Source organism: Streptomyces sp. BK79 (assembly GCF_044142145.1).
Classification (GTDB): Bacteria; Actinomycetota; Actinomycetes; order Streptomycetales; family Streptomycetaceae; genus Streptomyces.
Map to the genome: position 1 here is coordinate 1 of NZ_JBHVOC010000043.1, position 15,142 is coordinate 15,142.

General features: G+C 71.1%; 12 protein-coding genes. 9 read left to right on the forward strand and 3 right to left on the reverse strand.

Features of this window, described 5'->3' with window-relative positions; translation table 11 throughout:
- Together ACFIF2_RS34690 and ACFIF2_RS34695 are read right to left on the reverse strand one after the other, a co-directional pair.
- On the reverse strand, window positions 1-828 hold an 828-nt coding region (locus tag ACFIF2_RS34690), incomplete at its 3' end, for a beta-ketoacyl synthase N-terminal-like domain-containing protein (RefSeq protein ID WP_395577270.1).
- 61 nt (window positions 829-889) lie between these two features.
- On the reverse strand, window positions 890-3,541 hold the full coding sequence (locus tag ACFIF2_RS34695) for an acyltransferase domain-containing protein (RefSeq protein ID WP_395577271.1): 2,652 nt from the start codon (window positions 3,539-3,541) through the stop codon (window positions 890-892).
- Between the two features lie 548 nt (window positions 3,542-4,089).
- On the opposite strand from ACFIF2_RS34695, the gene ACFIF2_RS34700 reads away from it, so the two are divergent.
- The 7 genes from ACFIF2_RS34700 to ACFIF2_RS34730 are packed head-to-tail and all read left to right on the forward strand — an operon-like array spanning window position 4,090 to window position 12,136.
- The gene (locus ACFIF2_RS34700; protein ID WP_395577272.1) at window positions 4,090-6,117 is read left to right on the forward strand and encodes a CoA transferase; all 2,028 of its coding nucleotides are present in this window, start codon (window positions 4,090-4,092) and stop codon (window positions 6,115-6,117) included.
- Window positions 6,114-7,733: a thiamine pyrophosphate-binding protein gene (locus ACFIF2_RS34705; protein ID WP_395577273.1), complete on the forward strand. Its 1,620-nt coding sequence runs from the start codon at window positions 6,114-6,116 to the stop codon at window positions 7,731-7,733. Before ACFIF2_RS34700 ends, ACFIF2_RS34705 begins: the two co-directional genes overlap by 4 nt.
- A gap of 11 nt (window positions 7,734-7,744) precedes the next feature.
- Window positions 7,745-8,563 carry an alpha/beta fold hydrolase gene (locus tag ACFIF2_RS34710; protein ID WP_395577274.1) on the forward strand — a complete coding sequence of 273 codons (819 nt, stop codon included), beginning with the start codon at window positions 7,745-7,747 and terminating at the stop codon, window positions 8,561-8,563.
- Window positions 8,560-9,732, forward strand: coding sequence for an enolase C-terminal domain-like protein (locus tag ACFIF2_RS34715; RefSeq protein ID WP_395577275.1), 1,173 nt, complete (start codon window positions 8,560-8,562; stop codon window positions 9,730-9,732). The genes ACFIF2_RS34710 and ACFIF2_RS34715 overlap by 4 nt, the downstream gene beginning before the upstream one ends.
- Window positions 9,729-10,481: an SDR family NAD(P)-dependent oxidoreductase gene (locus tag ACFIF2_RS34720; RefSeq protein WP_395577276.1), complete on the forward strand. Its 753-nt coding sequence runs from the start codon at window positions 9,729-9,731 to the stop codon at window positions 10,479-10,481. The genes ACFIF2_RS34715 and ACFIF2_RS34720 overlap by 4 nt, the downstream gene beginning before the upstream one ends.
- A gap of 49 nt (window positions 10,482-10,530) precedes the next feature.
- Complete coding sequence (locus ACFIF2_RS34725) at window positions 10,531-11,307, forward strand: SDR family NAD(P)-dependent oxidoreductase (protein ID WP_395577277.1); 777 nt, start codon at window positions 10,531-10,533, stop codon at window positions 11,305-11,307.
- A 19-nt stretch (window positions 11,308-11,326) separates the two neighbouring features.
- Entirely contained in the window at window positions 11,327-12,136 is an 810-nt protein-coding gene (locus ACFIF2_RS34730) for a thioesterase II family protein (RefSeq protein ID WP_395577278.1), read from the forward strand.
- Window positions 12,137-12,153: 17 nt separating this feature from the next.
- Here the strand turns inward: ACFIF2_RS34730 and ACFIF2_RS34735 are convergent, their stop codons facing one another.
- Window positions 12,154-12,846: a transposase family protein gene (locus ACFIF2_RS34735; RefSeq protein ID WP_395577298.1), complete on the reverse strand. Its 693-nt coding sequence runs from the start codon at window positions 12,844-12,846 to the stop codon at window positions 12,154-12,156.
- Between the two features lie 640 nt (window positions 12,847-13,486).
- On the opposite strand from ACFIF2_RS34735, the gene ACFIF2_RS34740 reads away from it, so the two are divergent.
- Together ACFIF2_RS34740 and ACFIF2_RS34745 are read left to right on the forward strand one after the other, a co-directional pair.
- Entirely contained in the window at window positions 13,487-14,041 is a 555-nt protein-coding gene (locus ACFIF2_RS34740; protein ID WP_395577279.1) for an HdeD family acid-resistance protein, read from the forward strand.
- Between the two features lie 212 nt (window positions 14,042-14,253).
- The gene (locus tag ACFIF2_RS34745) at window positions 14,254-14,730 is read left to right on the forward strand and encodes an NUDIX hydrolase (protein WP_395577280.1); all 477 of its coding nucleotides are present in this window, start codon (window positions 14,254-14,256) and stop codon (window positions 14,728-14,730) included.
- Window positions 14,731-15,142: the final 412 nt, after the last annotated feature.

The following is a 15,142-nucleotide window of genomic DNA, read 5'->3' on the forward strand; positions in this document are numbered from 1 at the left end:
CAGCACGCCCACGCCCTCGCCGAAGCCCATGCCGTCGGCCGAAACCGCGAAGGCCTTCGAGCGGCCGTCGAGGGCGAGTCCGCGCTGCCGGGAGAAGGCGACCGGAAGCTGCGGTGTGGACATGACCGTGACGGCGCCGGCCAGAGCGAGGTCGCACTCCCCCGCCCGCAGGGCACGGGCCGCCAGGTGGATGGCGACCAGAGAGGACGAGCACGCCGTGTTCACGGTGATCGCGGGACCTTCCATGCCCAGCGTGTAGGAGATGCGCCCGGACAGCACGCTTCCGGAGGCTCCGGTGGCCAGGTAGCTCTGGGACCGCTCTTCGGCCTTCAGCAACAGGGTGTTGTAGTCCTGCCAGTTGGAGCCCGCGAAGACGCCGGTCCGGCTGCCGTGCAGGGACTTCGGGTCGATCCGCGACCGCTCGATCGCCTCCCACGAACACTCCAGCAGCAGCCGCTGCTGCGGATCCATCGCGAGCGCCTCACGCGGGGATATTCCGAAGAAGGCAGCGTCGAACTGCCCTGCCCCGTCCAGGAATCCGCCCTCGCGGACGTACGACCGCCCGGGGACGTCCGGGTCCGGGTCGTAGAGGTTCTCCACATCCCAGCCACGGTCCTGCGGGAACTCCGAGACGGCGTCCGTCCCGGCCTCCAGCAGCGACCAGAACTCCTCCGGGCTGTTCACCCCGCCGGGCAGGCGGCAGCTCATCCCCACGATCGCGATCGGCTCGCGCTCGCTCTCCTCCATCTCGCGCACCCGGCGCTGGGTGTCGTCGAGTTCAGCACTGACACGCTTGAGGAGGTGGCGCAGCTTGTCTTCATGTGCCATGGGTTGCCGCCTTCGGGGACTGTGGGGGGAAGCGACTCGGAGTGCAGGAGGTCGGCGCGACTCAGGAGATGCCGAAACGTCTCTCGAGGAGTTCGAACATCTCGTCGTCGGTGGCTGCGGCGAACCGGTCGGTGGCCGAATCATCGACATCATCGACGGCGTCGGCCTGCCTCATCCGCCTGGCCTTGTCGGTCAGGGACTGCAGCAGCTCATCGATCCGCCGGTCGGTCTCTTGCCGGGGCGTGCGGGCGTGCGGGGTCCGCAGCCGTTCCAGGGCCTCGTCGGCCCGTTCCAGCGCGGTCAGCAGAGCGGTCTCGGCGTCGATCGGTTCGTGGTCGCGGCCCGATGCCGGGACCACCGGGGCGGCGCCCGTCGCGTCGAACAGGGTCATCGCCAGGTGGCGGGCCAGAGCGGTCGGGGTGGGGTGGTCGTAGGCGATGGTGGCCGGCAGATGGGCGCCGGTGGCCTCGCGGAGGCCGTTGCGCAGCCGGACCGCGCTCAGTGAGCCGAGGCCCATCTCCTTGAACGCCGTGTCGGGGGCGATGGCGTCCGCCGTGTCGGCCGGGTCCGCTTCGAGTACCGTGGCGACGGTGCGGCACACGAGGTCCACCAGTGCCTCGTCGCGCTGCTCGTCCGGGAGGGCCCTGACGCGGTCGGTCCATGTCTCGCCGCCGTCGGCGCCGTGACCCTCGATGCCATGGTCCTCGACGGTCGGAAGGTCGATGCGGCTGGGGGTCGTGCCGGTGAAGGCGGGCGTGAAGTCGACGTCGATGCCGTGGACGTACGCCTCCGCCACCGAGGTGAGGACCCGGCGGGTGCCGCCCTGGCCTCGGCGCAGGGTGCCGACGACGGCCACGTCGCGGATGCCGAGCTCGGCCGCGGTGTCCTCGATGGAGGCGCCGAGCAGCGGGTGCGGGCTCACCTCGACGAACGAGCGGTGCCCGGCGGCGAGCAGGTTCCGCACGGCCTGGTGGAAGCGGACCTGGCTGCGGGTGTTGAGGTACCAGTAGTCGGTGTCCAGCGTGGTGGTGTCGCGTTCGGCTCCGTCGACGGTGGAGTAGAACGGCACGGCGGAGGACCGGGGCGAGACCGGGCGCAGGACGTCCAGCAGGTGGTCGCGGAGGACCTCGACGTGGGAGCAGTGGCCGACGGTGTCCACGCCAGGGATGCGTTTGGCGTGGATGCCCTGGTCGGTTAGGTCGGCGACGATGCCGTCCAGGACGTCGGGCGGGCCTGCAAGCGCCACTGAGCGCGGACCATTGAGCGCGGCCAGTTCGACGGAGTCGGGCCAGGCCGCCATGCGTTGGGTGATGTCCTGTCCCGAGGTGGCGACGGAGATGACCGTGCCCTTGCCTACCAGTCGGAGCCAGGCCCGGCTGCGGTGGGCGAGCAGGCGGGCGGCGTCACGCGGGTCGAGGGCGCCAGCGACCTGCGCGGCGGCGATCTCTCCGTAGCAGTGGCCGACGACGGCGGCCGGTTCCACTCCGTACGAGCGCCAGACCGCGGCCAGGGAGACCATCGTCGCCCACAGGGTGGGCTGGAGAACGTCCACCCGGTGCAGGGGCGGCGCGTCCGGTGCCTGGCGCAGGACGTCGAGGAGCGACCAGTCGACGAACTCGGCCAGCGCGTCGGCGCAAGCGTGCACGCTGTCCTGGAAGGGCTCGCTGGTTTCAAGGAGTTCGGCGGCCATGCCGGGCCACTGGGAGCCCTGGCCGGGGAAGACGAAGACGAGACGCGGCGATCCGGTGGCGGTGCCGTGGACGAGGTGGGGCGCGTCGGCTCCGGTGGCGAGTGCGCGCAGTCCGTCGGTGAGGGTGGCCCGGTCCGCGCCGACGACGGCGGCACGGCGGTAGTCGGGGCGGGTGGTGAGCAGGGTGTGGGCGACGTCGGCGGGTGCGGCCGGTGTGGCGTCGAGGTGGACGGCCAGGGTCGCGGCCGTGGCCCGGAGGGCGCGGGTGTGGGGGGCCGAGACCACCCAGGGGAGCGGTGCCGCGGGTGCGGCGTCCTGGGGCTGGTCGAGGAGTACGAGGACGGTGGTGGCGTCGCTGCCGTGCTCGGTGACCGCGGTGGAGCGCAGGGGTGTGTCGTCGTGCAGGGTCGCCAGCAGGCCCGGGAAGCCCTCGGCCGGGGCCTGGGTGATGTCTGCGGTCAACAGGCGGGTGGCGTGCGGGGCTTCGCGGGCCGGGCTGCCGTGGTCGTCGGGCGTAGGGGCGTGATCCGTCGTGGTGGTGCGGTCCGCCGTGGTGGTGCGGACGATCGCCTGGGACGCAGCTCCCGCGGCGGTTGCCGCGGACTGCCTGGCCAGGATCAACGCGCAGGTCTCGTCGGGGAGTTCGGCACCGACGACGGCGTAGGAGGTGTCGCCCGCCCGCAGCGCCTGAGCGGCGAGGTGAAGGGCGAGCAGTGTGGGTGCCTCGCGGGTGTCGAGGGAAATCGTGGACCCGGTCAGGCGCAGGGCGGCGGCGAGCCGACCTGCGGCTCCCGCGCTCGCCGCGGTGATCAAGGTGGTCCGGGTGTGACGCAGGACGGCCGGGTCGATGCCCGCCTGTGCGACGGCGGCACGTACGGCATCCGCCATGCGGTCACGGCGTCCGGCGCCGACGAGAACGATGGGATCGTTTTGCCGTTCGGATTGCTCTGCTCGCCGTTCAGATTGCCCTGCGACAGGATCGGGAAGCTGCGGGAACGGGGCTAAATTAGGACTACCCGTCATTATTTCACCCTACAGCAATACACTAATAAGGGCATTCCCCGTGAGTCTCCTTTGAATTGCCGAAGATTTCGGAACAGTTATTCAACCACTTTGCGGACGGAAGCTCGTCATCACTCTGCCAGCTCCAAATTTCACCCGTCAACCAGGGATCATGTGATCAGAATCACGGAACTAACTGGCACAAACTCGGACATTTACCACTGGTTTACCTTGCCCGTCGGGCCCCTCGTCAAGAGATCACCCAGGCAAACGTAAAGCTCAGTAAAATCTCATTTTGGCCATTACGGGCCCCTCCCACTTACCCCCTGAGCAGAGTTGCCGGATCGGAGCGGGGACCGTGCGATGACTTTTCGCCGACTCGGTGATACGGTCGTAGCCGAACGGATCATGCGCGCTTTAATGTCGTATCGGGACTGCCGGCCAGAGCCCCCGCGATTGCGGGCGGCGTCGGCGTGATTTCCCTGGCGGCCGCATCACGGCCGACATCCACGACCAATCAGCGGTGACGACCGACGCCCGCCCCGGTGCGCGGAACGAGGGGGAATTTCATGACAAGGGCAGGGCCGTTCGAGGGCATCGCCGTACTCATGGCCGGCCGCGGCACGTCAGCAGCGCTGCTGGGAAGACTGCTTGCGGACCTCGGGGCCCGTGTCGTAGCGCTCTGCCAACCACCCGATTCCAAGGGACCGTTCGAGCGGTGGCTGCACTCCGCCGCGCAGTCGGCGTCCGGTTGGGACCAGGCATCGCGCCTGTTAGAGACGGCCGATGTGCTGGTGTGCGACGCGGAGGGCGATGAGCAGCTCGCCGCCCTGGGGCTCGGGGCGTCGGAACTCCTGAATCGTAACCCCGAGTTGGTCGCTGTGCGGCTGAGCGCATTCGGGCTCACCGGCCCGCTGCGTGACGCCCCGGCCACCGAGCGGACCCTGCAGGCGCTGGCGGGCCTGACCTCGGCGACCGGCACCGAAGGGGAACCACCGGTCCTTTCCGTGGTGGGCCTGGCGTCGCGTACGGCGGCCCTGTCCGGCCTGATCGCCGTCGCGGCCGGGCTCATCGGCCGCGAGCGCGGAGGCGGCGGGGACTACCTGGACATCGCCGAGTTCGACAGCCTGTTCACCCTGACGGGCACCCTGCTTCCGAGCGTCGCGCTCGCCGGGCGCCCGCCGCGGCGCACCGGCAACCGACACGGCATGGCGGCACCCTGGAACAGCTACGCGTGCCAGGACGCCCCCGTCGTCATCTGCACGATGGGCGAGCCGATATGGCACAGGCTGGCCGCGGTCATGGGACGACGGGACCTCCCCGACGACCCGCGCTTCGCCGACACCGCCGCCCGCGTCCGCAACGCCGACGAGCTCGACGAGATCCTCGGCAAGTGGACCGCCGGGCAGCGGGCCGTGGACGTGGTGACCGCCCTGCGGGCCGCAGGCATCCCGTGCGCCCAGGTCGCGGCCCCCGAGGAGGTGCGCGACGGGGCCGCCGCCCGGCGGCGCGGCCTGGTCACCGACCCGTCCGGTACGCCGGGCAGCCCTCTGCACTCCCTCATACCCGCCGTCACCGACGGCCCGATGCCCCAGCAGGGCCGCCTCTGGGAGCCGATCGCGCGCGGCACTCCTCCGCTGCGCGGCGTCCGCCTGCTGGAGCTCGGCTCGTACACGGCCGGACCGCACGCGGGCCGGCTGCTGGCCCAACTCGGCGCCGACGTACTGAAGGTGGAGCCGCCGCACGGCGAAGGGTCCCGGCGGCTCGCCCAGCAGGTGGCCGGGGTCGGCTACCTCTACTACGTCAACAACGCGGGCAAACGCTCCTGTCGGCTCGACCTCGCCGACGCCGAGGACCGGGCCGGGTTCGAGCGGCTGCTCGCCGGATGCGACATCGTGCTCACCAACCTCGCGGCCGACACACTCACCGCGCAGGGCCTCGCCCCCGATCAGATCCTGTCCCGGCACGGCGTCGTGCACTGCACGGTCACCGGCCATGGTCTGGCCGCCGCCGACCGCAGCGTCGACACCGTGATCCAGGCCGAGTCGGGCATCATGCACCTCGTCGGCGGCCCGGGCGCCGGGCTGCGGACTCCGGTGTCCAGCGCCGACGTCCTCGGTGCCTACCTGGCCGCTGCCGCCGCCGTCGTGTCCACCTACGTCCGTCTGCGCACCGGGCACGGATGCACCGCCGACGTCGCGCTGTTCGACAGCGCTGTCTGGCTCACCCAGGACCGCTGGTCCACTGCCGAACCCGCACCGGTCCCCCACCTCGTCCGGGCGGCGGACGGCACGGTCCTCGTCGACGCGGAAGGGCCGCCACCGCAGACCGAAGGCCCCGTCGCAGCCGTACTGGACGCGGCGGCAGCCGTCGGCGTGCCCGCGGCCCCGCTGCACGACCTGACCCGCGCGGTGCGGCACCCCCAGGTCTTCGCCCGGCGGATGGCCGTCGCCTGGGACTGCGCCGGCACCACCGTGCTCATCACCGGCAACCACCTGCGTTCCCTGCTCCGCGAGGACCCGTCGCCCACCTGCGCGCCGGTCGACCAGAACGATCCCGCCTGGCTCCAGCCCGCCCCGACCGAGGGACAGCAATGAAGGTTTTCCACGCGCTTGCCGACGCTCTGGCCGCACACGGCGTCGATACCGTCTTCGGTCTGATGGGCAACGCCAATCTGCTCTATCTGCCCGCCTTCGCCGACGCGGGCGGACGGTTCGTGGCGGTCGCCCACGAGGCGGGCGCCGTCGCCATGGCCGACGGCCGCGCACGTATGTCCGGCGGCATCGGCGTGGCGTCCGTGACGCACGGACCCGCGTTCACCAACGCCTTGACCCCGCTTGTGGAAGCGGCTCGTAGCCACAGCCAGGTCCTGCTGATCACAGGTGATCCGCCACCGGTGCCCACGCACTTCCACCACTTCGACATCGCGACAGTCGCGGCCGCGGCGGGCGCGGGTTACGAACGCGTCCACAGACCGGCCTCGCTCGTCGCGGACCTGAACCGGGCCGTCCAGCGCATCGTGGCCGAGCGGCGGCCCGTCGTACTCAATGTGCCGATCGACCTCATGCAGGAGGAGGCGGGCGAGCAGGCGCCGGTCGCGCTCCCGGTGGCGCCGGGTCCTCTGGCGGCTCCGGAGGCCGAGGCGCTGGACGGCGCGCTGGGGCTGATCGGCTCGGCCAAGCGGCCGCTGGTCCTCGCCGGGCACGGTGCGGCCGCCGCCGGTGCGCGAGAGGCCCTGGTGGAGCTGGCGGACCGTACCGGAGCAGCGCTGACCACCACCGTGCTCGGCAAGGAGATGTTCGCCGGTCACCCCCGCGACATCGGCATCTTCGGCTCGCTCGCGCACAGCGTGGCGAGCACGGTCATCGCCGAGTCGGACTGCGTGGTCGCGTTCGGGGCGAGCCTGAACATGTGGACCGCGCTCAACGGCGAGCTGTTCCGGGGCAAGAGAATCGTGCACGTGGACACCGATCCCGGGCGGTTCGGCTCGTACACGCCCGTCGACGAGCCCGTGGCCGGGGATGCCCGCCGCACGGCCGAGGCCATGAACGCCCTGCTGAATCAGGCCGGAGTCACCGCGGCCAACAGCGCCTGGGCGGAGCGCGTCGCCGGGCAACTGGCCGGGTTTTCGCCGCAGGACGACGTCGACGACCGCAGTGGAGCGGACACCGTCGACATCCGGACGGCCATGATCCGGCTGGACCGGATCCTGCCCGCCGAGCGCAGCGTCGTCAGCGACATCGGCCGCTTCGACGTGGGTGTCTGGCCGCATCTGCGCGTGGCGGACCCGCTGCACTTCACCGTCATGGGCGGCTTCGGCTCGATCGGGCTCGGCGTCGCCGGGGCGATCGGCGCGGCGACGGCCGACACCGGCCGGCCCACGGTCGCCGCCGTGGGGGACGGCGGCTTCATGATGCACCTGTCGGAGTTCACGACGGCGGTACGGCACCGGCTGCCGCTCGTCGTGGTCGTACTCAACGACAGGGCGTACGGAGCCGAGCACTACAAACTCAGGATCCACGGCTACGACCCGGCGTACTCGGCGTTCGCCTGGCCCGACCTCGCCGGGCTGGCCACGGCGATGGGCGCACGTGCCCTCACCGTCCGCAAGGCGGAAGAACTCGACGCCGTCGGGGACCTGTTGCCGACGCTCGAAGGACCGCTCCTCGTCGACGTCCGGCTGGACCCCGACGTCAACCTCGTCCGGTACTGAGGAGGCAGGCCATGCCCACCACCAGCATGCTGACCGCCGCCGACGGCACCGGGCTCGCCCTGCACCGCTGGACCACGCCCGGCGCCTCCTCGGCCGTCTTCTACATCCACGGCATCCAGAGCCACGCGGGCTGGCTGTACGAGACGGGGCCCGAGCTCAACGCACGCGGCATCGACGTCTACGCCCTGGACCGCAGAGGCTCGGGCCGCAGCGAGGGGCCCCGCGGCCACCTGCCGTCGGCCGATCTCGTCCTCGACGACTACGCCCGCGCCCTCGACGCCGTGACGGCCAAGGTCGGCGGTGCCGGGCCGGTCGCCCTGGGGCAGAGCCTCGGCGGCAGCGTGCTGGCCGCGCTGTGGTGCAGCCGCGATCTGCCCGTCCGCAGGTTGGTCCTGTGCGCGCCCGCGCTGGGACAGCAGCGGGCGCGCCACACCGCGGACACGCTCGCCGAGCGCCGCGCGCTCACCGGCGGCGCGCTACGGCCCGTGGGGCTCGCCGACGACGACTACACCGACCTGCCGCGCTACCAGGAGTTCCTCGCCGCAGACCCCCTGATGCTGCGCGAGGTCACCTCGGCCACGCAGGCGACGCTCGTGCACCTGGAGGACCACTACGCCGGCGGGGCGCCCCGCACCCGGCTCCCCGTCGACCTGGCCCTCCCCACGCACGACCCGATCATCGACCTGTCGGCCGCGCGGGCGATGCTGCGGCGTCTGACGTCAGCTGTGCGCGAGGAGGTCTTCGCCACGGATCGGCACTACGTGGAGTTCACGTCGGCCCGGACGGCGTACTGGGACTGGCTGGCCACGCGGCTGAAGGAGGAAGCGTGATCCGTCGCGTACGGCTGCACACCGCCGTCGTGCCCATGGCCGCGGCCTTCGACCACGCCACGCGCTCCCGTCGCAGCGCGGCGTCCCTGCTGGTCGAGATCGAGCTGGCGGGCACCCGCGGGTTGGGAGAGGGAGCGCCCCGCGATTACGTCACTGGTGAGACCCTGGACGGCGCGGTGCGAGCCGTCCAGGCCTGCGATCCCGGGGAGCTGGCCGAGCGCATCGAGTGGCGGGACTTCGACAGCGCCGTCGCCTCGATCGCACAGCTGCCGCTGACCGGGCTCGTCGACGGCCCGTCGGCGGCGGCCGCCGTGGAGATCGCCCTGCTCGACGCGGTGTGTCGGCATTTCTCCCGGCCGCTCGCCGACGTCCTGCGGGTCCTGGACCCGCCCGCCCGGTTACGGCGGGACGGACCGACGCCCATCAGCCTCGTGATCCACCTCTCGCGCGACGTCGCGACCGTCCTGGACGCACTCTCGCCGCGGGCGCTGGCGGCGCTGCGGCACGTGAAGATCAAGGTGGCGGACCCAGCCGGAGCGGTGGACCGGCTGACCGCGGCCCAGGACCGCCTCCCCGCCGACACCCGTGTCTCACTGGACGTCAACGGCGCCTGGACGGTCGAGGAAGCGGAGAAGGCGGCGGGCGAACTGGACGGCGTGGGGTGGGTCGAGGAGCCGCTCCCGCCGCGGTCCTGGCCCGAGTTGGCCCGGCTGCGGCGGGGCACCGGTCTGCCCGTCATGCTCGACGAGTCCTGTACCGGACCGGCCGACCTGCACACCGCCGCCACCAGCGGCGCCGCCAGCCACATCAACGTACGGCTGTCGAAGTGCGGCGGGTTCCTCGCCGCGGCACGCCTGGCACTGCGCGCCGACGAGCTCGGCGTCGGCTGCCAGCTCGGCGTGCACGTGGCCGAGGTGGGACCGCTGTGGGCGGCCGGGCGCACCCTGGCCACCACATGGGGCTTGTGGCAAACGGTCGAGGCGGGCCGGGCCGACGAGTGGTTCCCCACGCCCCTGACCACGCCGGCGTTCACCGTCGACCGGTCACTGCACCGGGTCGGGCCCCTGGCCGGCCCGGGCACCGGAATCGAACCGACCGAAGAACTGCTGCGACACACCCGGTGCACGGCCACCTGGGAGCCCGACGGCGGCTGGCGGAGGAACACATGACGGCACGACACGACGTGGCTCTGGTGACCGGAGCGGGCAGCGGCATCTGCGCGGAGGTCGCCCGAGGCCTGGCCGCCCGGGGCCTGCGCGTGGTCCTGCTCGACAAGGACGCCGAGGCGGTGCACCGGGTCGCGGACGGACTCGGCGACCGGCTGGCCCGCGACCCGCTGGTCGTCGACGTCACCGACCCGCACGCCCTCACGTCCGCCGTCGACTCGCTCGCCCCGCAGCACCGGCCGGGCGTCCTGGTCAACGGCGTCGGCGGCGACACCCGGGCCCGCCCGGTGACCGAACTGACCGAGGCCGACCTCCAGGAGGCCGTCACGCACAACCTGGCGAGCGTGTTCACCATGACCCGGCTGTGCGTCCCGGCGATGGTCGCGGCGGGGTGGGGCCGGGTCGTCAACCTGGCGTCCGTGGCCGGTCGCACGTACACCCGGTTCAGCAACGCCGCCTACGTCGCCGCCAAGGCCGGCGTCGTCGGGTTCACCAAGCAGTGCGCCTACGAACTGGCCCCGCACGGCGTGACGGTCAACGCGGTCGCCCACGGCGTCATCGGCACCGAACGCATCCGCCGGGCCTGGGAGGACAAGCCCCCGCAGTGGACCGCCGACCGGGTCAGCCACATCCCCGCCGGCCGCTTCGGCAGCGTCGCCGAGGCCGCGGGCATGGTCTGCCATCTGTGCGGCGAGGACGCCGGATACACCACCGGCACGGTCGTCGACGTCAACGGCGGACTGCACATCTGACACAGCGGACCGCACATCCGACAAGCAGGGACGGAGCGTTGGAACAACGATGAGTCTGGAACTCACCGACCGCGTGGTGATGGTCACCGGAGCGGGCAGCGGCATCGGCCGGGCCGCGGCCCGGCTCCTCGTGGGGCACGGAGCACGAGTCGTCCTGGTGGGCCGCACCGAGTCGGCCCTCGCGAAGACAACCGCCGGACTACCCACCTCGCACCACTTGGTGGTGCCCTGCGACGTCGGCGACGACAAGCAGGTGGCGGACTGCGTAGCCCAGGCGGTGAACCGGTTCGGACGGCTGGACGGGGCGTTCAACAACGCCGGGACCTTCGGATCGTTCGGCCCGCTGCACCAGGACACCGCCGACAACTTCGACCGCGTGATCGCCACCAACCTGCGCGGGGTCTGGTCGTGCATGCGCGGACAGATCGAGGCCATGCTGACGGCCGACGGCGGCGCGATCGTGAACTGCGCATCCGTGGCCGGGCACATCGGCCACGCCCAGAGTCCTCTCTACTCGGCCACCAAGCACGCCGTCATCGGCCTGAGCAAGTCGGTGGCCCTGCAGTACGCGGGCGACGGCATCCGCGTCAACGTGGTCAGCCCCGGTTCGACCGACACCCCCATGCTGCGCAGCCTGTACGCCGACCCCAGCGCCCTGGCGCAGCGGGCGCGCCGGGCTCCGCTGGGCCGCCTTGGCAGGTGCGAGGAGGTGGCCAACGCGGTCGCCTGGCTGCTCAGCCCCCTCGCCGCCTACGTCACCGGGCAGACCCTCGGGGTCGACGGAGGCGTCACGGCCGGATCGGCCGCCCCCGCACCAACGCCATGACGGAAGGGCAGCACCGCTCATGGCCGGTACGGACACCCGCAGCGACGTGTGGATCAGGCAGTACCGCCCCGCACATCCCACGGCACCCCAGTTGATCTGTCTGCCGCACGCCGGCGGCTCCGCGACGTTCTACCACCCCGTGGCTGCCGCGCTGACACCCCGATGCGACGTGCTCGCGGTCCAGTACCCCGGGCGGCAGGACCGCCGCGCGGAGAAGCCCTTGGAGGACATCGACGAGCTCGCGAACCAGCTGTTCCCCGTGCTGCGGGAGCGTGTTCACCAGCCGGCCGCGCTTTTCGGACACAGCATGGGCGCCACCCTCGCCTTCGAACTGGCCCGACGGTTCGAGAGTGTGGGCCTCTCCCTGGAGGCACTCTTCGTCTCGGCCAGGCCCGCACCGTCCCGACAGAGGACAGGGGGTACGGTGCACCTCCTGTCGGACGAGGAGTTGGTGGCCGAGCTGAGGACCCTCGACGGCACCGCGGAGCAGGTATTCCACGACGAGGAGCTAGTGCGTATGGCCCTCCCCGCCGTCCGCGGCGACTACAAAGCCGCCGAGGCCTATCGCTACCGACCGGGCCCGAAGCTGCGGTGCCCCATCCATGCCTTGATCGGGGACAATGACCCGATGGTCACCCCGGTCGAGGCCCGGGCATGGTCCGAGCACACGAACGGCCCGTTCACACTCGACACCTTCGCTGGCGGTCACTTCTACCTGCTGGAGCACCGGGATTCGGTTCTGGGTATCATCGCCGAGCATCTGCGCACGTCCTCACGCACCCTCGGCGTCAAGATACCGTCTGGTGATCCAGCGACCGTTCGGGACTGACACGAGAATGAGGGTTTTCAGCGGTGCCGCTCCAGGGTGAGGACAGCCTTGGCGATTGACGTCATGCGGTTCGGGCTGCAGCGGGCGCGACGGAAGATTCGCCAGGATTTCAGGCGGGCGACTGCTCGTTCGACGGGTACGCGAGCGGCGGACAAGGCCCGGTTGATCGTCTGCTCGGTCGTGGTGAGTTCGCCTTGGGGCGGCCGGCGTTTTGGGGTGGTGACCCACTCGCCTGCGCCGATGTAGGCCATGTCGGCGAGGACGGGGACGCCCTGACGTTCACAGATCCTGATGATCTTGTGTGTACGGGCGGCGGTCAGGTCGTGGGTGCGGCCGGGCAGGGCGGGCGAGAGCCACAGCGTCCGACCGGTCGGATCCGTGATGACCTGCACGTTCACACCATGCCGCTGGTGCTTTGTCGAATAGTCCGCACGCCCGTCACCGACCCGGTCGCACTCGGCGAGGGTGCCGTCCACGAGAACATAGGCGGGATCTGCCTCGCGAAGGACCTTCAGCAGGCCCGGCGCCTTGTCGGCCAGGTGCTCGACGACGGCCGTGACGTAGGCATGGGCGGTGCCGACGGAAATCCGGAAACCCGCGGCCGGTTGAGCCAGGGGGTCGTGCCGACGCAGGTAAGCCTGAGCGATCACCGCACGCTCGGACGGGCGGAGTTTGCAGCGTCGGTCACCCTCGTGGGTGACGATCAGCATCGTCACCCACTCCACGAGTGCGTGCGGCAGGTCGAGTGCGACAGGATACGGGACTAACAGGGCTCCTGAGCTGGCGAGTTGAGGCCGAGACACCTCCCTCAACGGCACGGGAGCCCTGTCCGTTGCCTACGGTTCCGCCGTCACCCGTCCGGGGCCCCCCACATCCCCCCCCACCCCCCAAGGGCACGCTCACAGAGGCGTCCGTGAGAACGCGAGCCCGACTGCTGGTTGTGGAACTTCGGTGTCGGCCTGTCCTGGCAGGTGCGCACGGCAGTGGAGGAGGGCAGGAGTTCTCACGGCCATCCCCCCACGGGACTCCACGAGGCGGCCGCCCTCGCCGGGAAGCACTTCCCACCGGCCGGGGACCGCCCCCTGGAGGAGGGTGCGCCCCGCTCGCCACAGGGGGGAGCAGCGGGGCGCACCCCTCGAGCACCAGGAGACGGCGCCCTTTCACCGCCCCGGCTCGCGCGGCCGGCTCCTCTACCGCGACAGGCACATTGGTCGGCATGCCTCCAGGGCGCCCAAGCACCGGGCCGGCGCCTTGTCCGCCGCGCGCTACACCGCATGCGGCGCAGTCGTCCCTGCGATCAAACGGGGTACGCGGCACAGGCCGGACCGGACTCACAGGAGGTTAGGACACGTGCGACAGCCGCTTGCCTGGATGCTCGCCCTGCGGGGTGCAGCGGCCTTGGTGTTCGGGTTCTTCGCCGTGGTCTGGCCCACCGTTACGGTCACGGCGCTCTCCCTGCTCTTCGGTGTTTATGCGCTGATCGACGGCACCGCTCGGCTGGTCGGCGTTCTTCGCCCGCACAAGGGACACGACGAGACCCACACGGCTCGGGCCAGTGGCGGCACCTTCAGTGTGACAGCCGGCTTCCTCGCCATGGCGTGGCTGGGCTTCACCGGTTGGACACTGGTCATTCTCATCGGTGCCTGGGCCATGGCAACCGGGGCCACCGAAATCTGGGCGGTCCTTCAATCCCGCGGTGTGACGCACGAGCGGGTGCTGCTGGTGACCGGCGCCGCCGCTATTGCCGCCGGACTCCTGCTCTGGCTGCGCCCCGATCACGGAGCGAACGCCATCGCCGACGTGACCGGCGGCTACGCACTGATCAGCGGAGGGCTGATGCTTGCGGTCGCCTGGCGACTGCGGGACACCATGACAATCCCGCCGAAGACGACACGCCGCATCTGAGAGGCCACCCGCCACGGTCGCGACCTTTCCGTGTGCGGAAGACTGACGGCACACCCGTCGCACCTCCGGTGGTTCAGGAGTATGCCCCGTGGCTCGTCATTCCCGGATAGCTTTATCAAGCAAAGGCGGTACTGGCACACAAATTTGAGCCAGAAGCCTCGAAGATGCACGAAGTCAGCATCTCGTGGAGTCGCTCGGGGAAGCATCCGACCGTGGCCCACTCCGCAGATGAACCGCTTGCAGCAGATGGCCGTGGTAACTCCCTGGTCTCGTTCGCGCGGGGCGATGAGGCAGCGCCGCCGCAGGACGCCCCACTGCCGGCGGCCCTAGTGGCCTTGTGGCAAGCCGGTCGGGTCCTCATGGTGTACGACCGGTACCGCAAGTCGTGGGAACTCCCCGGAGGACGCATCGAAGAGGGCGAAACCCCCCGCCAGGCAGCCGCGCGCGAGCTACTGGAGGAGACCGGGCAGCAGTCTGACGCACGGTTGCGGTTCACCGGCTACGCGCGGTTCGTGCTGGCACCTGACCGACGAGCCGAATATCTGGCCCTCTACGCAGGATCCTGCGCCAAGACCCGCGCCTTCGGGCCCACCGAGGAGATCTCGGCCGTCCGCTGGTGGGACCTCCGCGAACGCCTCCCAGGGTACGCGCAACCCTTCGACATCTACCTCGCCGCACTCACCCGGTAGCCAGCGGCCGACGCCACGGCGCCATCGACCAGTGGTCGAGGGGGGCGGTGGCAAACGGTCAAGGTCCGCTTCACCGGTGATGCCTTCTACCATTCTGAGCGCCCGCCACCGCCCCCACGGCGGGCGATCGCCGTGCGGACGGCAGGCCGGAGTCAGTTGGTGCGCAACCTCCGGCCCCATCGTTCGACGGCCTTGGCGTCGCAGTAGCCCACAGTGGGGAGCGGGCGCCACGCCCGTATCGCCGAAGGACGATGCCAGCGCCTCGTAAAAGACCACTCCCCCGCCCCCGCCAACCGAGCCGAAGAGACCCATGCACGCCTTCAGCAGCGCCCTCGTCCCGCCTCTGCGCACTCCCAGCCCCCCGCCGCGCCCTCGCCACGCCCATCCCCGGCGTCAGACCCTGGGCCGGCCG